Origin of the sequence: Rhizobium anhuiense bv. trifolii (assembly GCF_024346605.1) — a bacterium.
In the GTDB taxonomy this organism is placed as follows: Bacteria; Pseudomonadota; Alphaproteobacteria; order Rhizobiales; family Rhizobiaceae; genus Rhizobium; species Rhizobium anhuiense.
Genome location: NZ_CP098804.1, coordinates 730,082 through 754,751 on the forward strand (window position 1 = coordinate 730,082; position 24,670 = coordinate 754,751).

General features: G+C 61.5%; 23 protein-coding genes. 14 read left to right on the forward strand and 9 right to left on the reverse strand.

The window, feature by feature from the left end:
- Positions 1-91: 91 nt before the first annotated feature.
- From NE851_RS35040 to NE851_RS35075, 8 genes are all read left to right on the forward strand, one after another.
- On the forward strand, positions 92-979 hold the full coding sequence (locus NE851_RS35040) for a glycine betaine ABC transporter substrate-binding protein (protein ID WP_097543771.1): 888 nt from the start codon (positions 92-94) through the stop codon (positions 977-979).
- A 121-nt stretch (positions 980-1,100) separates the two neighbouring features.
- Positions 1,101-2,105 (forward strand): ornithine cyclodeaminase family protein, encoded by a 1,005-nt coding sequence (locus NE851_RS35045; protein WP_097543772.1) that lies wholly within the window; start codon positions 1,101-1,103, stop codon positions 2,103-2,105.
- Between the two features lie 5 nt (positions 2,106-2,110).
- Positions 2,111-2,929 (forward strand): phosphate/phosphite/phosphonate ABC transporter substrate-binding protein, encoded by an 819-nt coding sequence (locus NE851_RS35050; RefSeq protein WP_097543773.1) that lies wholly within the window; start codon positions 2,111-2,113, stop codon positions 2,927-2,929.
- A gap of 37 nt (positions 2,930-2,966) precedes the next feature.
- The gene (locus NE851_RS35055) at positions 2,967-3,599 is read left to right on the forward strand and encodes an ABC transporter permease (protein WP_097543774.1); all 633 of its coding nucleotides are present in this window, start codon (positions 2,967-2,969) and stop codon (positions 3,597-3,599) included.
- A complete protein-coding gene (locus NE851_RS35060) occupies positions 3,596-4,231 on the forward strand; it encodes an ABC transporter permease (RefSeq protein WP_047619135.1) in 636 nt (211 codons plus the stop codon). Before NE851_RS35055 ends, NE851_RS35060 begins: the two co-directional genes overlap by 4 nt.
- 22 nt (positions 4,232-4,253) lie before the next feature.
- Positions 4,254-5,195 carry an ABC transporter ATP-binding protein gene (locus NE851_RS35065; RefSeq protein ID WP_254962555.1) on the forward strand — a complete coding sequence of 314 codons (942 nt, stop codon included), beginning with the start codon at positions 4,254-4,256 and terminating at the stop codon, positions 5,193-5,195.
- Between the two features lie 281 nt (positions 5,196-5,476).
- On the forward strand, positions 5,477-6,571 hold the full coding sequence (locus NE851_RS35070; RefSeq protein ID WP_254962557.1) for a hypothetical protein: 1,095 nt from the start codon (positions 5,477-5,479) through the stop codon (positions 6,569-6,571).
- A 162-nt stretch (positions 6,572-6,733) separates the two neighbouring features.
- The gene (locus NE851_RS35075) at positions 6,734-7,180 is read left to right on the forward strand and encodes a GNAT family N-acetyltransferase (RefSeq protein WP_127431091.1); all 447 of its coding nucleotides are present in this window, start codon (positions 6,734-6,736) and stop codon (positions 7,178-7,180) included.
- A 90-nt stretch (positions 7,181-7,270) separates the two neighbouring features.
- Here the strand turns inward: NE851_RS35075 and NE851_RS35080 are convergent, their stop codons facing one another.
- The 9 genes from NE851_RS35080 to NE851_RS35120 all read right to left on the reverse strand — a co-directional run bounded on the left by NE851_RS35080 (position 7,271) and on the right by NE851_RS35120 (position 16,013).
- Positions 7,271-8,014 (reverse strand): ABC transporter ATP-binding protein, encoded by a 744-nt coding sequence (locus NE851_RS35080; protein WP_063473737.1) that lies wholly within the window; start codon positions 8,012-8,014, stop codon positions 7,271-7,273.
- Positions 8,011-8,868, reverse strand: a complete 858-nt coding sequence (locus NE851_RS35085) for an ABC transporter ATP-binding protein (RefSeq protein WP_127431092.1) — start codon at positions 8,866-8,868, stop codon at positions 8,011-8,013. Before NE851_RS35085 ends, NE851_RS35080 begins: the two co-directional genes overlap by 4 nt.
- A complete protein-coding gene (locus NE851_RS35090) occupies positions 8,865-9,800 on the reverse strand; it encodes an ABC transporter permease (RefSeq protein WP_127431093.1) in 936 nt (311 codons plus the stop codon). Before NE851_RS35090 ends, NE851_RS35085 begins: the two co-directional genes overlap by 4 nt.
- 4 nt (positions 9,801-9,804) lie before the next feature.
- The gene (locus tag NE851_RS35095) at positions 9,805-10,902 is read right to left on the reverse strand and encodes an ABC transporter permease (RefSeq protein WP_127431094.1); all 1,098 of its coding nucleotides are present in this window, start codon (positions 10,900-10,902) and stop codon (positions 9,805-9,807) included.
- Positions 10,903-10,907: 5 nt separating this feature from the next.
- Complete coding sequence (locus NE851_RS35100; RefSeq protein WP_127431095.1) at positions 10,908-12,494, reverse strand: ABC transporter substrate-binding protein; 1,587 nt, start codon at positions 12,492-12,494, stop codon at positions 10,908-10,910.
- A 67-nt stretch (positions 12,495-12,561) separates the two neighbouring features.
- Entirely contained in the window at positions 12,562-13,515 is a 954-nt protein-coding gene (locus NE851_RS35105) for a dihydrodipicolinate synthase family protein (protein ID WP_047619110.1), read from the reverse strand.
- Positions 13,516-13,575: 60 nt separating this feature from the next.
- The gene (locus NE851_RS35110) at positions 13,576-14,451 is read right to left on the reverse strand and encodes an SMP-30/gluconolactonase/LRE family protein (protein WP_063473733.1); all 876 of its coding nucleotides are present in this window, start codon (positions 14,449-14,451) and stop codon (positions 13,576-13,578) included.
- Complete coding sequence (locus NE851_RS35115) at positions 14,448-15,278, reverse strand: NAD-dependent epimerase/dehydratase family protein (protein WP_063473732.1); 831 nt, start codon at positions 15,276-15,278, stop codon at positions 14,448-14,450. Before NE851_RS35115 ends, NE851_RS35110 begins: the two co-directional genes overlap by 4 nt.
- A 21-nt stretch (positions 15,279-15,299) precedes the next feature.
- On the reverse strand, positions 15,300-16,013 hold the full coding sequence (locus tag NE851_RS35120) for a FadR/GntR family transcriptional regulator (protein ID WP_047619104.1): 714 nt from the start codon (positions 16,011-16,013) through the stop codon (positions 15,300-15,302).
- Between the two features lie 314 nt (positions 16,014-16,327).
- On the opposite strand from NE851_RS35120, the gene NE851_RS35125 reads away from it, so the two are divergent.
- The 6 genes from NE851_RS35125 (at position 16,328) to NE851_RS35150 (ending at position 24,646) form a co-directional block, all read left to right on the forward strand.
- Positions 16,328-18,265, forward strand: coding sequence for an ABC transporter substrate-binding protein (locus tag NE851_RS35125; protein WP_254962562.1), 1,938 nt, complete (start codon positions 16,328-16,330; stop codon positions 18,263-18,265).
- Between the two features lie 120 nt (positions 18,266-18,385).
- Positions 18,386-19,372 carry an ABC transporter permease gene (locus NE851_RS35130; RefSeq protein ID WP_097543784.1) on the forward strand — a complete coding sequence of 329 codons (987 nt, stop codon included), beginning with the start codon at positions 18,386-18,388 and terminating at the stop codon, positions 19,370-19,372.
- A 9-nt stretch (positions 19,373-19,381) separates the two neighbouring features.
- Positions 19,382-20,503, forward strand: a complete 1,122-nt coding sequence (locus NE851_RS35135) for an ABC transporter permease (protein WP_254962565.1) — start codon at positions 19,382-19,384, stop codon at positions 20,501-20,503.
- 7 nt (positions 20,504-20,510) lie between these two features.
- Positions 20,511-22,232 (forward strand): ABC transporter ATP-binding protein, encoded by a 1,722-nt coding sequence (locus NE851_RS35140; protein ID WP_127431098.1) that lies wholly within the window; start codon positions 20,511-20,513, stop codon positions 22,230-22,232.
- Positions 22,229-23,446: a mandelate racemase/muconate lactonizing enzyme family protein gene (locus NE851_RS35145; protein ID WP_047619092.1), complete on the forward strand. Its 1,218-nt coding sequence runs from the start codon at positions 22,229-22,231 to the stop codon at positions 23,444-23,446. Before NE851_RS35140 ends, NE851_RS35145 begins: the two co-directional genes overlap by 4 nt.
- Positions 23,447-23,458: 12 nt before the next feature.
- Complete coding sequence (locus NE851_RS35150; RefSeq protein WP_047619090.1) at positions 23,459-24,646, forward strand: galactarate dehydratase; 1,188 nt, start codon at positions 23,459-23,461, stop codon at positions 24,644-24,646.
- Positions 24,647-24,670 lie beyond the last annotated feature (24 nt).

Here is a 24,670-nt window from a genome sequence, read left to right on the forward strand (position 1 = left end):
AGAAGGGCAGGGCGCCGACCGGTCATGCCGACGGCTATTCCGGGGAACGCCGCCGGTTCGTTCATTGAAAAGTCAACAAGAGGGAATGACTATGAAAAATTGGACAAAGGGCATCCTTGCAGCCGGCATCATGGCAACCGCCATGTTCCAGTCTGCATCCGCAGAGACCATCAAGGTCGGCAGCAAGAATTTCACCGAGCAGTTCATCCTCGCTGAAATGTATTCAGCCGTTCTGGAAAATGCCGGCTTCACCGTCGAGCGCAAGATCAACCTCGGCGGCACGCTGATTGCGCACCAGGCATTGGTGGCCGGCGAGATCGATCTTTATCCGGAATATACCGGCACGGCGCTCGCATCCGTCGTCAAGGGCGAGATGTCGACCGACGCCGACAAGGTCTATACGCAGGTCAAGGACTTCTACGCCAAGCAGTTCAATCTCACATGGCTGAAGCCGAGCGGGATCAATAACGGCTATGTCATCGTCGTCCGGCAAGAAACGGCGCAGGCCAACAATCTGAAGAGCCTGTCGGATCTCGCCAAGGTCTCCAAGACACTGGTCTTCGGCGGCGGCGCCGAATTTCCGGATCGCGCCGACGGCCTGCCCGGCCTGAAGCGCGTCTACGACGCCGAGTTCAAGGAGTTCAAGCAGTTCGCCAAGCTTGGTCTTCGTTACGACGCGCTGGAACAAAAGGATATCGACGTTGCCAATGGTGCGGCGACCGACTGGCAGATCGGCTCGAAGAATCTCGTGCCGCTGGCAGACGACAAGGGTCTGTTTCCGCCCTACTACGTGGCGCCTGTTGTCCGCCAGGACGTGCTGAAGGCCAACCCGAAGGTTGCCGAACTGCTCGAAGCGGTCGGCTCCCATCTCGACAACGAAAAGATGCGGGTCCTCAATGCCAAGGTCGAAACCGATCACGAGGAAGCCAAGGATGTGGCGGTCGATTTCCTCAAGGAAAACGGCCTCCTGCCGAAATGATTGTCATGCCTCCGCGGCCGGATATCAATCCGGCTGCGGTCTGGCGCGGCGATCCATTTAAGGGTTTTTGTTCGAAAATCCGTCCGGTCAGCAGCCGGGCAGGAATATGGAGAAGCGGGAAATGCAGGAAATCTGGATCGATTATCTCAACGCCCTCGATGCCAAGGCGCTGGCGCTGACGAATGACGAGATTCTCGATGCGGTGTCGAAGGCGCTGGATGCGCAGGGCAGGGGTGAAACCGTCATCGAGCCGCGTGTTCATCTTGTGCCGGAGAGCTCCGACAAAGGCCATTTCAACGTGCTTCGCGGCTACGTCAAAGCGCTGAATTATGCCGGCGTCAAAGTCGTCGGCGACTTCGTCGACAACTACAAGGTCGATCTGCCTTCGGAGCTTGCGGTCCTCAACCTGTTCGACCCGAACACCGGCGTGCCGAAGGCCATCATCGACGCAACTGCCATCACCGACATGCGCACCGGGGCCGTCACCGCTCTTGGCGCAAAATATCTCGCCCGCAAGGACAGCAAGATTCTCGGCCATATCGGTGCGCGCGGAACCTCTTACTGGAATGTCCGGCTTCTCGACCATCTCTTCGACTTCGAGGAAATCCGCGTGCATTCGCGCCGGCCGGAAAGTCGGGATGCCTTCGCCAAGCGTCTTGAGGCGGATCTCGGCAAGAAGATCATCGTCACCGACAATTGGGAGGATTGCCTCAAGGGCGCCGACATCATGGTCGAGGCGAGCCGCCTGCCGGAACCGGCGCCGCTGTTCAAGACGGAATGGGTGAAGAAGGGCGCCTTCGTCGTGCCCTATGGCACGATGAGCGCGCTTGAATTCGATCTCACCGACATCATGGACAAGGTCGTCGTCGACGATTGGGGACAATGCGGCCCCGGCAAGCCGTTCGGAGCGCTTCGCCGTCACGTCGACGAGCGCAAGGTGACGGCCGAGAACCTGCATGCCGAAATCGGCCAGATCGTCTGCGGCATGAAGCCCGGCCGCGAAAGTGACGAGGAGACGATCCTGTTCTGGCACCGCGGCCTCAGCACCACCGACGTGGCGCTCGGCGCCGCCATGGTCGATAAGGCAAGAGAGATGAACATCGGCCAGCGGCTGCGGTTCGCATAGTTGCCATGGTGATGTCCAAGCCGATCGCCTGTTCGAGAATGTATAATCTCAGTCCGCGCATTCGCGGCCTGTGGGATGCGTTGTTTGCGCTGGTCAGCGTGCAGTCCGGCATTGAGCTCGAGATCATCGCTCATGCAGCACCGGCGCCGCTGTCGGAGCTATGGGCGAGGCCGGACATGGGGCTGGTCTTTATGTGCGGCTATCCGTTTTCGCGTATGCCCGAGGGCGCCAGGCCGACTGCCCTTGCTGCACCCGTTTCGAGCGAGGCATGGTCTTTGGACCAGCCGCTCTATGCCAGCCACATTCTCGTCGCCTCCACCGGGGCGGTGAACGAGGTAGCGGATCTCGCTGTGGCCCGCTGGGGCTGGACCGTGCGCGATTCCCAATCGGGCTACCACGCGGCGCGTTCTTTTCTTGCCGACCGGTTTGCCGGGAAAGTGAAGCAGAGCATGACGGTCGGGCCGCTGCTCAACCCGTCAGGCATCGTCGCCGCCCTCAAGGACGGCAGGATCGATGCGGGTGCGATCGATGCTTACGCCTTCCAATTGTTGTCGATGCACGAAACCGATGCGATCGATGGTCTTCGTATTCTGGCGACGACCGATCCGCTTCCCGCGCCGCTATTGGTTGCCGCGCAAACCTTGCCTGCGGACATCGCCACAGCATTACAGCAAAGCCTCGTGACGTTGCATGAAACGCCTGAGGGAGCGGCGGTTTTGGAACGGCTCGGCCTCCGGCGATTTTCGACGGTCGTTCCCCCGGCCTACGATAGTCTGCCGCTAAGAGCCGACGACGCCGATCGCAGATTGGGGATCACATGGTAGACAGCCGAACGAGCGCTCGGATGCGGAGGTCTCGACGATGAAATGGGTCCCCAAACATCTCGACCGGCTCTTCGACGCGCTGTTGGAGCACCTCTATCTCGTTTTTTCCTCGGTCGGCATCGCCCTGGTGATCTCGCTGATCGTCGGGATATGGGCGGCGAGGCGGCCGCGGAGTTTTGCGGCCATCGTCATCTTCACCGGCATCCTGTTCGCCGTGCCGAGCCTGGCGCTGTTTGCGCTTCTGATCCCCATCATGGGCATCGGGGCGGCGCCCGCCATAACCGGTCTTGCCGCCTACTCGCTGATGATCCTGATCCGCAATATCGGCATGGGATTTCAGGCTATTCCGCGTGACATATTGGAAGCTGCTGATGGCATGGGCTACGGCACGGCACGGCGGATCTGGGAAGTAGAACTGCCGCTGGCCATGCCCTATATCGTCGGCGGCATCCGCATCGCCATGGTGACGGTCATCGGCATCGCCACCGTTGCCGCCTATATCAATGCCGGCGGGCTCGGCGTCATCATTTTCGAAGGCATCGACCAGCGCTTTCCCGAAAAGATCATCGCCGGCGGGCTGCTGACGTCATGTCTGGCGCTCTTTGCCGACTACTGTTTTGCCTCCTTCGAAAAGCTGCTGCGCCGGCGCAGCGGGGGGAAGCCGGCATGATCGTGATCGATGCATTCAGCTGGATCTTCAACAATTCCGGCACCTTCTTCAACGCGTTCAATCGCCATCTTCTGATGTGCGCCCTCTCGCTCGGCATCGCCTTCGTCATCGCCGTGCCGCTCGGATTCGTCGTCGCCCGGGCGCCGCGCGCCGCCTTTGCGGTGGTCAATATTGCCGGCGCCCTGCGCTCCATCCCGAGCCTGGCGATCCTGTCGGCGACGATGCCTTTTCTCGGCATCGGATTGCTGCCGTCGGTGATCGCCCTCATCGTCCTGGCCGTGCCGCCGTTATTGTTGAACACGATCATCGGCATCCGCGAGATCGACGCCTCGGTGATCGATGCGGCGGATGGAATGGGCATGAGCGCCGGACAGATGCTGTGGGAGATCGAACTTCCCCTGGCCGTTCCCGCGATTCTGTCGGGCGTCAGGACGAGCGCCATCCAGGTCATCGGCGGGGCGGCGCTGGCCTCCTTCATCGGCGGCGGCGGGCTTGGCGATTTCATCAATGCCGGCATTGCGATCATGAACATGCCGCGCCTTCTTGTCGGAGCGGTGCCGATTGCCCTGCTCGCAATCTTCGCGGAATTGGCCTTCGGCGCCCTGGAGCGCCTCTTCACTCAACGGCGCTGAGCGGCCGAAAGCGGATATCAGGATGATTCATCTCGATCATGTGACCAAGAACTACGACGGAAGTGGCCAGCATGCGGTCGACAACCTCGATCTCCTGATCGATATTGGTACGACGGTTGCCCTGATCGGTCCTTCGGGCTGCGGCAAAACCACGACCATGCGGATGATCAATCAGTTGGAGACCCCGACGACGGGACGTGTGCTGGTCGACGGCAGGGATATCGCCCGGGTCGACCAGAAGGAGCTGCGCCGCAGCATCGGCTATGTCATCCAGCAGGTCGGTCTGTTTCCGCATATGTCGATCGCACGCAATGTCGCGACCGTCCCGCGGCTTCTCGGTTGGGAAAAGGCGCGCAGCGATCGCCGCGTCGACGAACTCCTGGATCTCGTCGGTCTTGATCCGGCCATCATGCGGCAGCGCCTGCCGCATGAATTGTCAGGCGGGCAGCGCCAGCGCGTCGGTTTCGCGCGTGCACTCGCAGCCGACCCAGCAATCATGCTGATGGACGAACCGTTCGGCGCGATCGATCCGATCACCCGCGTCCGGCTTCAGGACGAATTCCGCGATATTTTGAGGAAGGTGAAGAAAACCGTCGTCATCGTCACGCATGACCTCGATGAGGCTATCAAGATGGGCGATCGCATTGCGATCATGCGGGATGGCCGCCTCCTTCAATATGATAGCCCGCAGGAAATCCTTGCGCGTCCCGTCAACGAATTCGTCGAGAGTTTCCTCGGCCCCGACCGAGCCATAAAGAGGCTCAGCTTGATTGCCGTATCGACGATCATGACCGCGCCGGAACCGTCCAACGGTGATGCCGAGATCGCCGCTGACGCCACGGTTCACGATGCCTTGGCGCTCATCCTGTCCGGTGAGATGCCGGGCCTGCATGTCAGGTCAGCCGATGGGACGCTTGCGGGATATCTGTCGCGAGACACCTTGTTGCGCGCCAATCGGCTGTAGAGCTCACCTGCTAAGCAAATGCGAGCGCGGCGCCGAGGACACGAATCATCGATATCCGGGCGCAACTCACCGACTCGCTCGCGGTGCGCGAAGGGATCAACATACCAATGCTACCCACGCGCGCTGAAAGGGATTGCCGATCGCCCGCCTCAGGCTGTAGATCGGTATCACACAATGGGATTGTGTGAAGCCGGTCGCAATCGCATCAACGCCGCTCGTTCATCATCGGCTGTCTGAAGCTTTACCAGCGCGCTGCGCTGTCACATAAGGGGTCGACGCCATTGTCTTCGCTTGTTCTTCCTAGTCGCCCGCTTTCGTTGGCGCGCAACGTCATCTCCACGCCAAATGCTTACTTCTGGTCAACGCCTATCATCCTGGCACTGGCTATCTTTCTCTTCGTTTCGGAAGCGCCAGGCGTGATCCGCGATTACCAGATCAGCCAGAACCCCTTGGTGCTCGAAAACGGCGATGTGCAAAACGGGCGATGCACGACGCGCAAAGCCATCTTCACGGATTGCGAAGCACGCCTTGTCTACAATTACGGCGGACGGGACTACGACACCGAGGTCGAGGTCATGTTCGTCGATTTCCATACCGGCGACTACGAAACCGGCCTTGTGATATCAGCCGATCATCCGGAACTCGCGACGATGAGCCTAGGTCTGGATATGCTCTGGAACCGGATCATCACGCTGACTGTGTTTGTCATCCTGCTTGGCGGCATGAGCCTGGGTATGATTTTTCTCGGTATCCGCATTTGGCGGGTCAAGGGCCAACTGCGCCGGCCTGCCATGCTGACCCCTGTCCCGGTCGAGGTGACCGCATTCGACCGCAAACGCGGCGTCCTTTCCATCACCTATAATGACAAGATCGCCGCCGACAAAACGGGGCGATCGGCTTACACGCGCATGAAGAATGGAGAAGAGCCGCTCATCGTCGGTGAAGCCAAGGGCAAAGCGATCGGACTGGCTGTCAGGCACGGCAATACTGCTCTTCCGGTGCTTCTGGACGATCGTCTGCAGCGCGTCGAGCTTACGGATGATGAGCGTGCCGCCGCTCTTGCATCTCTCGCGTCTCAGCAAGAAGGCGATCGGAATGCGACGGTCTTGGTCGAAGAGCCCAAAAAGGCGGTATCGATCTGGAAGCGGCTGCAGATTTTCTTCGGTGTGTTGCTTCTGATCCTCGTCGGTGTGGTCGGCTTCTGGCTTTGGTACGTCACGAGCTCCACGACACAATTTCAATCGCCTGGCATGGATATCAACAATCTCATGCCGGCGCCGTTGAACGAGTGGGGATGCCAGCAGCTCAAGAAGCGGTTCGGTCAGGATCGTGCGCCGTTTGGTTGCGTCGCTGACGATTACACAAGTTGGAAATAGGGACTTTCAATGGCGGGCTCAGCCGGGAGGACTGGCTCGGCCTGCCTGGCGCCTAGCCATTTTGGGGATAAGCTCGGAAAAAATCTGCGGATGCAGGCAACACACCATTGCGAAACCAACCGCGCTCGGCAAATGTCACCTCACGTAGCGTGAGACAAGTTCATGTCATTTCGGATCGAACGTCTGGTTGAAAAACACGTCAGCGGCGCGGCCGACGTATTGGTAAGAGCCTATGCCCTGCCGCCGTGGAACGAGAGCTGGTCCCTTGAGGCGGCTGCGGAAAATGTGACCTATGTGCTTGAAACCCCTAGATCGGTTGCGCTGGCGGCGGTTGATGAAGGCAAGGTGCTCGGGATTGCGCTGGGCGTACGACAGCGGCGCCACACCGGCCCGGTGATTTACTTGGACGAGCTTTCAGTGCAACCCGACGCACAGGGTATGGGAATAGGCACTGCTCTGCTTTCTGCAATGTTTGAAACAGCCAAAGCTGAAGGGTGTAATAGCGTCTGGCTGATCTCGCAGCGAGGTGGGGCGCTGTCGGAGTTCTATCAGCGTTGCGGATTTGCTATGAGAGACGAGCTTGGCCTGTACTCCAGATCGAGCGGATAGTGCTGGATTGGGAGTCTCTGATCCGCCAGTGACGATCCTGAGGACGGCGGGCCTGCGACGACGTCGAGCCGCCGCGCATCGATCGAGAATTTACGCCTTTCCATACATCTGGCTCGCCCGCAGCAGGCGTTGCGAATAGGGATGCTCGACCGCGCCTCTGCGCAGGGCTGCGATATCGACCTGTTCGACGATCTCGCCGGCTTCCATGATGGCGACGCGGCTGCACATATGGGAGACGACGGCGAGATCATGGCTGACGAGCAGATAGGTGAGGCCGCGTTCCCGACGCAAATCCTGAAGGAGATTGAGGATTTCGGCCTGAACCGACACGTCGAGCGCAGATGTCGGTTCGTCGAGAAGCAGAACATCCGGGTCCAGCATCAGGGCGCGGGCGATCGCCACACGCTGCCGCTGTCCGCCGGACAGCTGGTGCGGAAATCGGTAGCTCAGCGCCGGATCGAGGCCGACCGATCTCAGGACGGCATTCACGTCGACGGAATTCGTATCCAGTCCCTGGTTGCGCAGCGGCTCTTTCAGCTGCGAGCGGATGGTTTTGCGCGGGTGGAGCGACCCGTAGGGGTCCTGGAACACCATCTGCACCCGGCGGAAGAACGGCCGGCTACGCTGCCGGTCCAGCGTCTCGCCCTGGAGCGAGATCCGGCCGTCATAATTGGCGTTGAGGCCGGAAAGCGCCCTTAGCACGGTGGATTTTCCGCAGCCGGACTCGCCGACCAGGCCGAAGGCCGTGCCGCTCTCGATGGCGAGGCTGATGTCTCTGACGACGGGTCGCTGGCCATGCCCGAAACGGATCGTGAGATTGTCGATCTTGATCACCGCGGCGCCTCCAATACGGGTTCGTCGAGCCAGGCCGGATCGCGCTTGAGGATCGGCAGCCGGGCAGGGGGATTCTCGATCGTCGGCAGGGATGCGAGAAGCCCTTGCGTATAGGGGTGTCTGGCCTTGTCGAGATCGCGCGCCTCGAGCACTTCGACGACCCGCCCCGCATACATGATGAGGACGCGATCGCAGAAATTCCTGATCAGATTGAGGTCGTGACTGATGAAGATCAGGCCGAGATTGCGGCGTAGCACGAGCTCGTCCAGCAGCGCCAGGATTTCGAGCCTTACCGTCACGTCGAGTGCCGACGTCGGCTCGTCGGCGATCAGCACTTCGGGTTCGGCGATCAGCATCATGGCGATCATCGCGCGCTGGCCCATCCCGCCGGAGATTTCGTGCGGATAAAGGCGGGCCACGCGCTCGGGATCGCGAATCTGGACGGCTTCGAGCATATCGAGCGCTTGGCGGGAGGTCTGCTTGGTGCTCGCCTTGGGATGATGTAAACGATAGGTTTCGGCGATCTGTTCGCCGATCCGCATGACAGGATTGAGCGAATATTTCGGGTCCTGCAGGATGAGCCCGATCCGCCGCCCCCTGATCGTCATCATCGTTTTCTCGTTTGCCTTGAGCAGATCCACGTCGCGAAAGCGCATCCGCTCGGCATTGACGATCGCGGTCGGCGGTAAGAGCTTCATGATCGCCCGCCCGACAGTGGATTTTCCCGATCCGGATTCACCGACGATCCCGAGTTTTTCCTGTCCGAGCGCGAAGCTGACGCCGCGCACGGCCCGCACCTGTCCACCGCCGAAGGCGATTTCGAGGTTTTGAATATCGATCAAGGGCTCGGTCATTCTGAACCTCGGGGATCAAGCACATCACGGAGCGCATCGCCGACGAGGTTGAAGGCGAGGCTGACCAGCGCAATGGCAATGCCGGGTGCGGCGATGACCCAGGGGCTGTCGAGCATGAACTCACGGCCGCTCGCGGCCATCGAGCCCCATTCCGGCCATGGCGGCTGGGCACCGAGGCCGAGGAAGCCGAGACCAGCGGCGGTGATGATGATGCCGGCCATATTGAGGGTGACGCGGACGATCACCGAGGGAATGCACATCGGCAGGATGTGGCGGGTGATGATTGCGATTGAGCTCGCGCCCTGCAGGCGCACGGCGGCGATATAGTCCGCCTTGCGAAGGCTGAGCGTTTCGGCCCGCGCGAGGCGCGCGATCGGCGGCCAGGCCGTCAGCGAAATTGCGACGATTGCGTTGGTGATGCCCGGTCCGAGCGCTGCGGCAAAACCGAGCGCCAGCACCAGCCCGGGGAAAGACAGGAAGATGTCGGTGACGCGCATCAGGATTTCATCGATGATGCCGCCGAAATAACCTGAGACGGTGCCGATCAGCAGGCCGAGCGGGGCGACGATGATCGTGACGAGCATGATGATGTAGAGCGTCGTGCGGGCGCCATAGATCACCCGGGAGAACACATCGCGGCCGAAATTGTCGGTGCCGAGCCAATGGCTTGCCGATGGGGCGGCAAGCCGCCCGGCCATGTCCTGGACGATCGGATCGTAGCTCGTCAGCAGGGGGGCGGCCGTCGCCACCACGATCAGCAGCACGATGATGGCGAGTCCGGCGAGGCCAAGCGGGTGCAGGCTGAATTTCAGCCAGCCCTGATGGATTTGCTGCGCGGACGATTGAAACCAGCCTCGAGGCTCCGGCGCGAGCAGCCATTTGCGAAAGCCGCCGGTGTCAACGCTGTCTGCGTGCTCAGAGGAAATCGTCATGGCGTCACCGTGTCCTCGGATCAAGAATGCGATAGAGGAAGTCCGACAGGATATTGATCGTCAGGAAGACGGCGCCGATCGTCAGCACAGAGCCCATGACGACATTCATGTCGTTCATCTGCAGCCCTCGGGTCAGGTACTGGCCGAGCCCCGGCCATCCGAAAACCGTTTCGATCAGCACCGCCCCTTCGAGCAGCCCGCCGAAGGTCAGCGCCATGATCGTCAAAAGCTGCACGCGGATGTTCTTGAAGGCATGGCGCCAGACAACCTTGCGGGTGCCGAGCCCCTTTGCCCGCGCAGTGATGATGTATTCCTGGCTGAGCTGCTCCAGCATGAAGCTGCGCGACATGCGGCTGATATAGGCGACGGAATAATAGCCGAGGATCGCCGCCGGCAGGATGATGTGGCCGAGAGCGTTGTGAAACACGTCCCATTGCTGCTGCAGCGCTGCGTCGATCAGGAGAAAGCCGGTCATGGGCGTGACGAGGCCTTCGTAGAAGACGTCGATGCGGCCGGATGCGCCGACGAGCTTGAGCTTGGCGTAGAAGATGAAGAGCGCCATCAGCCCGGTCCAGAAGATCGGAATGGAATGGCCGGCAAGGGCCACGATGCGGGCGACGTGGTCGATGACAGTTCCGCGTCTGACGGCAGCCGTGATCCCCAGGGGAACGCCGATGATGGCGCCGATGATCATGGCGATGACCGCAAGCTCGATGGTGGCGGGAAAGATCGTCATGAGGTCGGTGAGGATCGGCTGGCCGGTCGTCGCCGAGGTGCCGAGATCGCCTGTCGCGATCTTCCCGACATAGGCGAGGAACTGCATCCAGACGGGTTGCCCGAGTCCCAACTCATGATAGACGCGATCATAAACCTCCTTGCTGACCTCCGCCCCGGTGATGGCGAGCACCGGGTCGGCAGGCAGCAGACGGCCCATCGAAAAGGTCAGGAAGAGAAGGCCGAGCAACGTCGTCACCACAGCCACGACCCGCCCTGCCAAGCGCCGCAACAGGTTCACCAGAGGGTGCGGGGCCGCATCGGCGAACCCGCCCTCCGCAGAACGGGTGCCGCTCTCCCGCTTCGATGTCAGATCGGCGCTCGCCACGCGTTCTACTCCTTGGTAACGTCGTGCCAGCGCGTCGACCAGGTTGTGTGCCCGTGATAGTTCTTGACGTTGGCGCGCGTGACATAGGGGTCGGTTCGCTGGAAGAAGATGACGAGCGGCGAGGCCATGCCGGCATAGATGCCGTCCATCTTCTTGAAGATGTCAGTGCGCTTGCCCGTATCGCGCTCCTTCATCGATTGGTCGACGAGTGTGTTGAGCTCGTCCACTTTCATGCCGGCGCGCCAGAGATAATAGCTGCCGAGACGCGCCTCGTCGCTATTGTCGGGATTATAGGCATATTGCGTGGCGACAGCGAAAGGGTCAGGCAGTCGGGCGCCGGAATTGCCGAGCAGCACCTCGTATTTCCGCTCGCGGAAGGCGGGCGTGAATTCGCCGGGCACGAGATCGAGATCGAGGCCGGCAGCACGGGCGCTCGCCTGCAGCGCTTCGGCGAAGGGCAGTGTCGCCGCGCCCGATGGATTGAGCACCTTCTTCAGGCCATTGGGGTAGCCGGCTTCCGCCAGCAGTTGTTTGGCTTTGGCAGGATCATAGTCGTAGTGGGAGGCAGCTTCCTCGGGCGCGCCGATCATGCCGCGCGGGATCATCGACTGCCAGGGAAAACCGGTGTAGCGCATGATGTTGCCGGAGATCGCCTTCCAGTCGAAAGCATGCTGGAAGGCCTCGCGAACCTTCGGCTTCTGCAGATCCGGGTCTTTTTGGTTGAGGGCGATGTAATAGAAGCCCAGACCCGGAACGCTCTCGATCACCACGTCCTTGTTGTTGGACAGGGCATCGAGGTCGCCGCTTGCCAGATACTGGCCGACATCGACATCTCCGGCTTCGAGCTGCAGTCTGAGGTTACCGGATTCTGGGATATGCCGAGCGACGACGCGGGTCATGGCCGGCTTGCCGCCCCAGTAGTTCGGCTGCGCGTTGAAGATCGCAACATCGTTCGGCCGCCATTGCGCCAGCGCGAACGGGCCGCTGCCGGCAGAATTGGCAGAAAGCCAGGCGCCGCCGAAGTCGCCGTTTGCCTCATGCGAGAGTGCCGTCTTCTTGTCGATGATGCCGATCGACGAGCCGGCTAGCGAATAGAGCACCAGATCGGTGTTCACGGCCTGCGGCAGCTCGATCTCAAGCGTGTGTTCGTCCTTTGCCCGAACGAGCTTTTCGACGTTGTCTGATGTGAAGCCCCAGAGCGCGACATCGGTGGAGCCGACCTGGCCCATCTTGATAACGCGCTGGATCGACCAGGCGGCATCATCGGCTGTTACCTTGTTGCCGCTCTGGAAGACCGCGTCGTCGCGCAATGTCAGCGTGATGATCTTGCCGTCCGCCGAGACGCTCCATTGCGTCGCGAGCATCGGCTTCAGCGTTTTTAGATCGTCCGGTGACAGTTGCACGAGGTTGTCGTAGAGATTGGAGATCAGCTCGGAAACCGTGCGGGCATTGTTCTGGGCCGGATCGAGCGTTCTTATGCCGGTGAGATTCGTGCCGATGACCAGCATGTTTGGCGGCGATGCAGCCCAGCTCGGCTGTGCCGCCGTCAGGGCGCCCGTTATCGCGATCGTTGTCAGTAGCTGTTTCAGCATCTCAAGACCTCCCAATCCTGTGGCGCGGCCATGCCGGCACCTGTTGCTTGCGGAAATAATGTCGGCCTCAGACGGCGGCCTTTGAAGTCTCCTGCCGGTTCGGATCCGTTTGAACATTGCCCTCGGCCTCCCAGCTTCGAAGCAGCCGATGAAGTTCCTCGCGGTCATGCTGGTCGAGCAGCGGCAAGCCCGGCACACGCACCGGGCCGACATCGAGACCGGAATAGCTGACCGCCTCTTTCACGACGGTCACGTTGGCGCCGTTGCGGAATTTGGTCCGCATCCGCTCGAATGGTTCGAGCTTATTGACGATCGCTCGTGCCGCGGCGAAATCGCCATTTTCAAGCGCATCGTGGACGGCAAGCGAGAGCTTCGGTGCAACATTGACGAGACCGGAAGTGAAGCCGCGCGCACCGGCTGCGGTGAATGTCGGCGCCCAGCTTTCTGCTAGGCCGCAGACGAACAGTGCACCGGCCGGGTCGGCCGCCGGGATCGCTCGCGACAGCAGCATCAGATCGGTCGTCGCAAACTTGATACCGGCAATATTGCCGTGATTTGCGAGCCGAACGATCTCTGCGACACTGAAACCCTCGGCCCTGACATAAGCGACCAGCGGCAGGGCGGAAGCATCCGCAAGATTGCAGAAATAGTCGATCTGGGCCGAAGGTGCTGCGAAAGGATCGACGGGCTGATGCGACATCACGGCGGAGGCGCCGATGCGGGCCGCGTCCTTTGCCATGCCGACCGCCTCGCGCAGCGACCGGCCGATCGCCGCCGTCACCGGCGCCTTGCCGTCGACACCTGACACCGCCGCCTCGTGGACGATCCTGATCTCCTCAGGCGTCAACGCATAAAATTCCCCGGTATTGCCGGCGGCAACGATGTTGTGGATGCCTGCTGCCGCCACCCGCTCATAGACCTTCGCCGTGATCCGGGGGTCGACTTCGCCGCTGCCGTCATAGGCGGTGACGGGAACACCCGATACGCCTGTGAGCGCCTTGCGCATGATTGCGATGCTCATCTTTCTTCCCCCTTAGCTTTCCATCAATCCGCCGTCACCCGACGGGTGATCGGCACGCTGTCATCCGAAACGGAAGGGCGCCAAGCCCTCTGCGTCCGCGTCGAAGGCGATGACCGTTCCCGCCTCGAAGCGTCCAGTGCGGTCGGTCGACAGGCTCGTGACGTAGAGGGTGCGCAGATCCGGCCCTCCGAAACACGGCATGGTCGGTGCGGCGACCGGCAGAATGTAGATCTCGACGATTTCGCCGTCGGGCGATATCCGGTTGAGGCGACCGGCGGATACGCCGGCGCTCCAGTAAAAGCCGTCACGATCGATGGCCGCTCCGTCCGGCCGCCCGTCGTCTTCCGTGAAGCTGCGAAGCCGGCGTCCTTCGCCGATTTCGCCCGTCGCCGGATTGAAATCGAATGCCTGCAGGAAACATTGCCGGCTGTCGGAGTGATACATCCGCCGGCCATCCGGCGACCAGGCAAGACCGTTGGAGCTCGTCAGTCCCGTTGCCACCGTCCGCGCGCTGCCGTCGGCGCCGACCCGGAAAAGAGCGGCGTCGTTTACTTGCGGCTTGGCTTCGCTGATCGAGCCGACCCAGAAGTGTCGGTCGGGACCGACCTTGCCATCGTTGAGGCGGCCATTGATGTGGCGCCCGACCGGATCGCACAGGAACTCGAGATCGCCCGAGGCGGGCTCGAAGAGGTGGACGCCTGTCTGGAGGCCCACGACGATCCTGTTGTCACGGCAGAGCCCGAGGCTGCCGACCGGAGCCGGCATGTCGAAGCGGTCGACCTTCCCTTGCGCGGAGATGCGGACAACTGCCGGCGCCAGGATATCGACGAGCCACAGCGTGCCGGTCCGCTCGTCCCATACCGGGGATTCACCGACCGTCAGCGGTTGCTGGATCACGGAACGGACGTCCGGGCGGATGATGCGCGGTGCCGTCATGGAACCATCTCCAGGCTCTCGGCCAAGCCCTCGGCGTCCCGCATGCGGATGGTGCCGTCGTGATTGATCTCACAGAAGCCGCCACCCTGGAACGCAAGCGCCACCGGCCCTTCGGATCCCTGCTCGATGCGGGCATGGTCGCGTGGCCGGTCCTGTGGCTGGTAGCCGAGCCTCGCTGCCAGTTCGTTGTCCCACCATTTCTCGTCGGTGTCAGAAACACCATAGACCACCGTCGCGGCGATCGACGGGTGCGACAGGCCGATCCTGACCAATTGCGCCAGGTCTCGTGCGCTGATCCAGATCGCGACGGATCGCTCGCTGTTGGGATAGGTGCCGGCATTGCCGATGCGGATCGAAAGGGAGCGAATGCCCGATGTGTCGTAGTAGAGCCCCGCCACCAGTTCGCCCCAGCATTTGGAAAGCCCATAAGGGCTGTCCGGGCGCATCGGATCGAGCGGCGAGACGAGCTGGCCGCGCGGATAAAAGCCGGTGGCATGATTGCTCGAGGCATAGACGACCCTGGGAATTTTGTTGATCCGCGCCGCCTCGTAGAGATTGTAGGTTCCCAGCACATTGGCCTGCAGGATGGCGTTCATATCGATGCCGCTTGCAATGCCCGCCAGGTGGACGATGCCGTCGATATCTTCAAGCGCAGCGGTGGCCTCATCGACATTGGCGAGATCGGCCTTCACGAAATGCTCGTTTTCGCCAAGCCCGGCAGGCTCCTCGAGATCGATCAGGCGCAGATGCTCGACATGCGAGCGAAGCAGCGGGCGCAGCAGCGTTCCGACACGTCCGGCGGCACCCGTCACAGCGACCCGTTTCATCGTTCTTCCTCCCATTCTCGCTCAAACGCCCTGGAACATGCGGGCGCGAGCATTCAGTATGTGTCTCTTCATCGCATCGTGAGCGTCGGTTTCCCGCCGCGCGAAGATCGCCTCCACGATCACCGCATGCTCATCCTGGACGCTGCGAATCTGCTCCAGCGTTCGTTTCAAGCTCAGGCTTCGTGTCACGGAATGCCCGATGGCGAAATGCGGCCTGAACCATTCACGAACGGTGATGTGGAACTGGTTGCCGGTCGCCATGGCGATGGCATCATGCAGTGCCTGGTCTTCCTCGGCGCCAAGCTCCCCGTTGCGCAGGCATTGCTCGATCGCAAGAAGCGCTGCCGTTATCCGCTCCCTGTCATCCGGCTGCCAGTTTCGTGCGGCAAGCTCCGCAGCCTCCGCTTCGAGGCCGGCGCGGAATTCGAAAAAGCGCTGGACATCGGCGAGCGAGCCGACCGGCACCATTTTCAGCATCGACGAATCCGGCCTTTGCCGAACATAGGAGCCGGATCCCTTGCGCGAAACGACCAGGCCATCGGCTCTTAAACGTTCGAGCGCCTCACGCACGACGGGCCTCGAGGCGCCGAAATCCGCGGCGAGCTTCGTTTCCGACGGCAGTCGTTCGTTCACCGGAAAGTTGCCGTCGGCGATCATCCCCACGATCTTCTCGTAGATGATGTCGCTGAAGCGCGTTGCGCCTCTGTTGGAAACGGCGTCGACTGCGAAAGTCATTATGGTCCTTTTCTCTCAAGCCACGCGGCGCCCCACGTACTCCCTGTCGCCGATCGTGAGGTCTTCTGTGTGGCCTACAGAATCTGACAGATCTGCCGCCGTTTTTGGTCTGGCGACAGTATTTTCAGAGGCATGACGCCTGCGGTGTCTGGCTGCATCGCTATCGAATTTGTAAATATCTGTCAACTCTTGTAATCATTTGAGAACGTGTCTATGGTTCGGTCCCAGCGCCGAGGAGGGCGCAAGCGGCAGGTCGGGAGCCCGCCGCATCAGCTGGTGCAAAAGCTGTGCCGGCGCAAAAAGGGAGGAACTCGATGCCCAATGAAATTCTGTCGCGTGGTGTCACACGCCGCGCCGTGCTTGGTGGCATGGCTGGCGTCGCAGCGCTGTCCATCGCCGGCCGCGCTTTCGCCGCAGGCGGCGAAGCGCCGGCACTTGCGCAGCTCGTCAAAGACGGAAAACTGCCGCCGCTTGCCGAGCGCCTGCCGAAAAAGCCGATGGTGGTGACGCCGTACGAGAAAGTCGGCACCTATGGCGGCTCGCTGCGGCGCGGCCTTCGCGGTTCATCGGACCATAACGGCATCCTGCGCATGGTCGGCAACCAGAGCCTTGTGCGCTGGAACCTCGATTTTACCGCCGTGCAGCCGAACCTTGCCGAACGCTGGGAAGTTAGCGACGACGCAACCCAATTCACCTTCCATCTGATCGAAGGTGTTCGCTGGTCCGACGGCCACCCCTTCACGGCCGACGACGTCGTTTTTGCGATCGAAGACTGCGTCAAGAACACCGAGCTCTACAGCTCGACACCGGCGCAGCTTGCCGTCGCCGGCAAGCCGGTCACGGTCGAGAAGATCGACGATTATACGGTGAAGTTCACCTTTGCGGCGGCCAACGCGCTTTATCTCGAAAACCTCGCCACGCCGCTCGGTCAGCATCCGACATTGTTCCCGAAGCATTACTGCAGTCAGTTCCTGCCGAAATACAATCCCAATATCGAGGCCGATGCGAAGAAGGCCGGCGTCACCAGCTGGACGGAGCTGTTCCGCAGCCGTTGCGGCGATATCGAGATCCCGTCGCGGTGGGGCAATGTCGACAAGCCGACGCTCGATCCGTGGGTGGTCAAGGAGCCCTATGCCGGGGGTGCCACGCGCGTCGTCATGACCCGCAATCCCTATTTCTGGCAGGTCGATACCGAGGGCAACCAGCTTCCCTACATCGATGAAATCAACTTCGGCATCTCGCAGGACGTCGAATCGCTGATGCTGAACGTCATCTCCGGAAAGATCGATATCCAGGAACGCCATATCAGCGTTCTGGCCAACAAGCCGACGCTGTCCCAGAACATGGAGAAAGGCGATTATCGTCTGCTGACGCTGGTGCCTTCGGCCTCGCAACAGTGCCAGATCTACTTCAACATCACCCACAAAGATCCTGCCATGTGCAAGATGTTTGCGGATAAGGCGTTCCGGCAAGCGCTCTCAATCGGCATCAATCGCCCGGAACTCATCGACATCGTCTATTTCGGACAGAGCGAACCCTACCAGGCCGGACCGCGTCCGACCCATCCCTGGTATAACGAGAAATACGCGCGCCAGTTCACCGAATATGATGTCGACAAGGCGGGCGCGATGCTCGATGAAGCCGGCTACAAGAAGGGCAGCGACGGTTTCCGGCTGCGGCCCGACGGCCAGAAAGTGTTCTTCTCGATCGACGTCATTCCGACGCTCTATCCAGACCTCGTCGATGCCCTGGAATTGGTCAAGACGCATTGGGCTCAGATCGGTATAGACATGAAGGTCAACACGATCGAGCGGGCGCTCTATTACACTCGCGGCGACGACAACGCCCATGATGCGGCGGTGTGGCCGGGTCCTGGCGGTCTCGATCCGATGCTCGATCCGCGCGATTTCTTCGCCTTCCATCCTCAAGGATCGCGTTACGCCATTCCGTGGACGCTTTGGTACACCTCCAACGGTGCCCGCGGCGAAGAGCCCCCGGAAAGCCAGAAGAAGCGCATGAAGCTCTTCGACGAAGCGCGTTCGACGGCCGATCTCGACAAGCGCGGCGCGATCATGAAGCAGATCTTCGATATCGCGGCGGAAGAGTTCGAGACAGTCGGCCTATGCCTTGCCGTCGGCGGCTTCGGCATCATCCGCAACAATCTGCGCAATGTTCCCGAGAAGGAGCCGGATAGCTGGTCCTGGCCCAATCCGGGGCCTGCGATGCCGCAGCAATTCACCTTTACGAGCTGATTTCGATCTTGGCGCCGTGCCCAACGGTACGGCGCTTTCTTTCAGTTCGCCCTCCGATATGCCTTGCCGGCTGACGGCCGACAGGGCCCGGAGGGCGGCGTTCAATGCAAGAGGCGCCTCATGCTGATCTTTATCGCCAAACGCTTCCTATGGATGATTCCATCGCTGTTTGCCGTCAGCTTCCTCGCTTTCGTGTTGATCCAGCTGCCGCCGGGCGACTATGTCACGACCTATATTGCGACGCTGGCCGCCTCCAACGAGATCGTCGATCAGAACACGGCGGCACAATTGCGCGAGCGCTTCGGCCTCGGCGATCCGATGCTCGTCCAATATTTCAAATGGATCTGGGGCATCCTCTCGCGCGGCGATTTCGGCATTTCCTTCGAGTGGCAGCAACCGGTCTCCGACCTGATCTGGGAGCGCATGGCGCTGACCCTCGTCCTGGCTCTGTCGACATTGATCGCCACCTGGGCGATCGCCCTGCCGATCGGCGTTTTCTCCGCCGTGCGCAAATATTCCATCGGCGACTATTTCTTCACCGCCTTCACCTTCTTCGGCCTGGCCGTTCCGTCTTTCCTGCTGGCGCTGGTGCTGATGTATATCGCGGCGGTCGAATTCGGCCAGGATGTCGGCGGGTTGTTTTCGCCGGAATACGAGAACGCGTCCTGGAGCTTCGCCAAGATGGTCGACCTGTTCTCGCATCTCTGGCTTCCCGTCATCATCCTGGCCGTCTCTTCGACGGCAAGCCTCATTCGCGTGATGCGCGCGAATATGCTCGACGAACTGCCGAAGCCTTATGTGACCACGGCACGGGCAAAGGGGCTCTCGGAGTTCCGGCTGCTGATGAAATATCCTCTGATGATCGCGCTCAATCCCTTCATCTCGACGATTGCCTGGCTGCTGCCCAACCTCATTTCCGGCTCCGTCGTCGTCGCCATCGTCCTCAATCTGCCGACGGCAGCACCCCTGCTGCTGCAGGCGCTGATGGCCCAGGACATGTATCTCGCCGGCGCCTTCGTTCTGCTGATCTGCGCGCTGACGCTGATAGGCTCTCTGATCAGCGACATCCTGCTTGCGCTGGTCGATCCCCGCATCCGGTTGGAATAGGAGCCTCACGTGGCCGACATCACCGTTACAAATATTCAGCCGGATCGCGCTGCCGTCGCATCGCAGTGGCAGCTCATCTGGTGGGCTTTCCGCCGCCACCGGCTCGCCATGGTCGCGCTCGTCGTCACCGTGATGATGTATATCGTCGCCCTTGTTCCCGGTTTCTTCGCCATCAACGATCCGAACCTGCAAAATGCGCGGGCGACTTTTCACCCGCCGCAGAAATTGCATCTGATCGATACTGCGAACGGTTTCTCCTTCGGCCCGCATTATTACCCGATGAAGCTGACTCGCGATCCGGAAACGCTGGCCGCTATCTTCAAGGAAGACACGACGAAGCGTGTCGACGTCCAGTTTTTCGGGCGCGGCTATGAATATTCCGTGTTCGGCCTGTTCGACACCAACATCCATCTGATCGCCTCGCCCGACAAGACGACGCCGCTGCTTCTCTTCGGTGCCGACAGGCTGGGGCGCGATGTCTTCAGCCGAACGGTACAGGGCTCGCAGATATCGTTGTCGATCGGCCTCGTTGGCGTATTCTTCTCGCTGATTCTCGGCATCGTGCTCGGCGGCATCTCGGGATACTACGGCGGCCGCATCGATTTCTTCCTGCAGCGGGTGATCGATTTCGTGCTGTCGCTGCCGACGATCCCGATCTGGCTGGCCATGGCCGCGGCCCTGCCGCAGGATTGGCCGGCGACGCTGCAATATATGATGATCACGATCATCCTGTCGCTGACCGGCTGGGCGCAGCTTGCCCGCGTCGTTCGCGGCCGCTTCCTGTCCCTGCGCACCGAAGAATTCGTCGCCGCCGCCAGGCTCGACGGCGTTCGCGAAAGACGCATCATCTTTCGCCACATGCTGCCGAGCTTCGCCAGCCACATCATTGCCTCGATCACGCTTGCGGTGCCGGCGATGATCCTTGCCGAAACCTCACTCTCCTTCCTGGGGCTTGGGCTGCAGCCGCCGACCATCTCCTGGGGCGTGCTGTTGCGCGAGGCCCAGAACATTCGCTCGATCGCCACGGCACCGTGGCTCTTCATGCCGGGCTGCGCCGTCGTCGTTGCCGTGATGGCGCTCAACCTTCTCGGCGATGGCCTGCGCGATGCAGCCGATCCCTACAACAAATGAGGCCGGCATGACCGATATCGTTCCCATTGCCGGCAAGCCGCTGCTGCAGGTGAAAAATCTGACCGTCGAATTCCCGCTGCGCACCGGCGTCTTTCGCGCCGTCAGCGATCTGTCCTTCACGATCGAGCCGGGCAAGACGCTCTGTGTCGTCGGCGAAAGCGGATCGGGAAAGTCGGTGACGGCGCGTTCGATCCTGCAGATCGTCGATGCGCCCGGCCGTATCTCCGGCGGATCGATCATCTTGAACGATCAGAACGGCGGCTCGATCGATCTGACCAGTCTCAATCCGCGTGGGCGCCAGATCCGGGCGATCCGCGGCCGCGACATCGCCATGATTTTCCAGGAGCCGATGTCGTCACTGTCGCCGATCCACACGGTCGGCAACCAGATCGTCGAGGCGCTTCGCCTTCACACCAGGATGAGCAAGGCAGAGGCGCGCGCCGAGGCCATATCGCTGCTCAAGCAGGTCGAGATTCCCTCGCCGGAAAAGGCGCTCGACCGATATGCCTTCCAATATTCCGGCGGCATGCGCCAGCGCGCGATGATAGCCATGGCGCTCGCCTGCAAACCGCAGCTCCTGATCGCCGACGAACCGACCACGGCCCTCGACGTGACGACACAGGCCGAAATTCTCGACCTGATCGCCCGGCTGCAGAAGGCCAAGGGCATGGCCGTTCTGTTCATCACCCATGACATGGGCGTCGTCGCGCAGATCGCCGACGATGTGCTCGTCATGCACAATGGCGTCGCCAAGGAATATGCGCCGGTCGAGCAGATCTTTCATGCACCGAAAGACGACTATACCCGCATGCTGATCGGCTCGGTGCTGAAGCTGGAAGCGAAGGCCGAAATTCGGCTGGCGCGCGCCCCGCTCGACACGACGGCGCCACCGATCCTCGAACTCCGCAATGTATCGATGGATTTCGGTGAAGTGAAAGCGCTGGACGATGTTTCCATTTCGCTTCTGCCGGGCGAGACGCTTGGGATCGTCGGCGAAAGCGGATCCGGGAAGACGACGATGGGCCGCTCGATCATGCGGCTGATTGATCCCACAGCAGGCGAAATCCTCTATCGCCGCGCCGACGGCGACATCATCGATCTGGCAACGGCAAAGGGTCAGACGCTCGCCGCCGCACGGCGGGAATTGCGGATGGTGTTTCAGGATCCTTTCGGCTCCCTCAACCCACGCATGACCGTCTCCCAGATCATCGGCGAGCCGCTGCTCGTCAATGGCGTGGCAAAGGGGCGGGCGCTGGACGAGCGCGTTTGCCACCTCATGGAGCAGGTCGGCCTAGACCCGAGGGCGCGCGAACGCTACCCGCACGCATTCTCCGGCGGCCAGCGCCAGCGCATCGGCATTGCCCGCGCCATCACACTCAATCCGCGTGTCATCGTTGCCGATGAGGCGACCTCGGCGCTCGACGTCTCCGTGCGCTCGCAGGTGCTCGATCTCCTGATGCGCCTGCAGGACGAACTCGGCCTCGCCTATATCTTCATCAGTCATGACATCGGCGTCATCCGCTACATGTGCGACCGTGTCGGCGTCATGTACAAAGGCCAACTCGTCGAAATCGGCGATGCGGAGAAAGTCTGCCGCACGCCCGAGCACGCCTATACGCAGGCGCTCATATCAGCCATCCCGCGCCCCGATCCGCGCGACCGCGATCATTCGCGGCGTTTCCGCTACGTCGCGCCGGAGATTCTGAAGAATGGGAGTTCTCTGCGATGAAAATCACCGGGATCCGCACGTTTCTCATGCATGCCGGTCAGCCCGATCCCTCCAAATGGGCCTCGGACGAGCGCTCCGGAGATGGTGCGTCCAGACAACTCGCCGGCACCCGGAACTGGCTCTTTCTGAAGATCGATACCGACGAGGGCATCACCGGTATTGGTGAATGCTCCGGCTGGCCGCGCGTCATCGAGACGGCGATCCATGATCTTGCACCCCTCCTTATCGGCGAGGATCCGGCCCATATCGAACGGCTGTGGCAGAAGATGCATATCGCCATGATGGGTCACGGCATGCTCGGGACGGTCGGTGGCGGTGCGATGACCGGCATCGACATGGCGCTCTGGGACATCAAGGGCAAGGCGCTCGGCGTGCCAGTCTGGATGCTGCTCGGCGGCAAGGTGCGTGACCGGATCCCGATCTATTCGCATGCGAATACGCCCGAGCGCGCGCTTGCCATCAAGGAGCGCGGCATCAAGGCGATCAAATGCGGCGGGGTTGCCGATCCCGTTCGCAAGGTTGCAGCTCTCCGCGACGCCGTCGGCGACGACATGGACATCGCCATCGATCTGCATGGGCCGCCATGGCTGACGCCAGCCGATGCCTGCCGGCTGGTGCGGGCGCTCGAACCTTACGAGCTGATGTGGGTCGAAGATCCGATCGCGCCCGACAATATCGACGGCTACCGGCGCATCCGCGACGCAGCCCATGTGCCGCTCGCGGCTGGCGAGCGCTCGGCGACTATCTTCGGCGAGCGCGAGCTCATCGAGAAGGAACTGGTCGACGTGATCCAGCCGGATACCGGCCGGGCCGGCGGCATCACCCAGATGAAGAAGATCGCCGCCATGGCCGAGGCGCATCATATCCAGATGGCGCCGCATTCGGGCTCGCTCGGGCCGGTGGCGGAATATGCCGCCTTGCATCTGCTTGCGGCGATCCCGAACGCCCTCATTCTCGAGCGCCTTGACGACGACTGGGACGGCCGCCGCCAGACGATCGTGCCGCACCCCGTTCAGGTCGACGGCCTGATTGCGGTTCCGGACGGGCCGGGGCTCGGCTGCGATATCGACGAAGCATTCGTCGCTCGTTTTCCGAGCGGCGGCAATGTCTCCGTTCCCGTGCCGGAAGCTGCCGGCTCCTATAATCCCGGAACCTACAAAGAGCATCTCTACGTGCAGACGCGCGTCGCACGCCGCAGCTATTTCAATCGCTAGAAGGACAGAAAGATGAAGATCGACCGCATGCGGGTTTTTATGACCCGCGACAAGGACCGTCCCCGCGTGATCGTCGCGCTCGACACCGATGACGGGCTGACGGGCTGGGGTGAATGCTACAATCACGGCCCCGACAAGGCGCTGCCGCCGCTCCTGGATTATCTCTACGCATTTCTCTCCGGCCAGGACCCCACACGCGTCGATTATCTCGTCAATCTGTTGATCCAGCAAAGCCGGTTCCCGCCGGGTGCGCTTGGCCTTGCCGCGATCTCTGCGCTCGATCACTGCCTATGGGATCTTGCGGCCAAGGCAGCAAATGTCCCAGTCTACAAGCTGCTGGGCGGCGAGGTGCGCGACCGCATCAAGGTCTATGCCGGCGTCTACACCGCACCGGACGCGCCCGCCGCCCGCGACGAATTCGATCGTCTGAAGGAAGAATGGGGTTTCACCGCCTTCAAGCTCAGCCCCTGGCGTATCGACATGCACGCCCATCGCTGGGGCAATGTCGTGAAAGCCTCGGCGGATTATTTCCGCTCGCTGCGCGAGACGGTCAACGACGAATACGAGATCGCCTTCGATGCCCATGCCAAGATTTTCGAGCCGGTCGCCGCAAGGCAACTCGGCAACGCGCTGGCCCCCTACGATCCCTTGTTTTTCGAGGAACCGCTGCGCCCTGAGAATATCGAGGCGTGGGGCGATCTGAAACAGGGGCTCAACTGCGTGCTTGCCACCGGCGAGTCGCTCTACAACAGAAACGAGTTCCTGCGGCTGCTGCAGGTCAAGGGCGCCGATCTCATCCAGCCCGATATCTGCGTCGTCGGCGGCATCAGCGAAATGCGCCGCATTGCCACACTCGCCGAAGCCTATTTCGTCGGGGTGGCGCCGCACAACCCGATGGGGCCGCTTGCGACGGCGGTCAACGTTCATTTTTCGGCCGCGGCGCAGAATTTCCGCATCCTCGAATACCGGCTGCCGAAGGGGCAGGCCTATGTCTATGGCGGCCTCGATATCGAGAAACGGCAGGGGGAAACCCGCTATGTCGTCGATCCCTATCTGCCGAAGGACGGCTATCTGGAATTGCGTCCCGACCGGCCGGGCTGGGGCGTCGAAATGGACGAGAAGGCGATGGAAGAGGAAGGCTACATCCACTGGCAGCGGCGCGTGCCGAAGCGACCGGACGGCTCCTACGCCTTCGCCTGAGGCATTGTGCGCTTTAAAAACCGG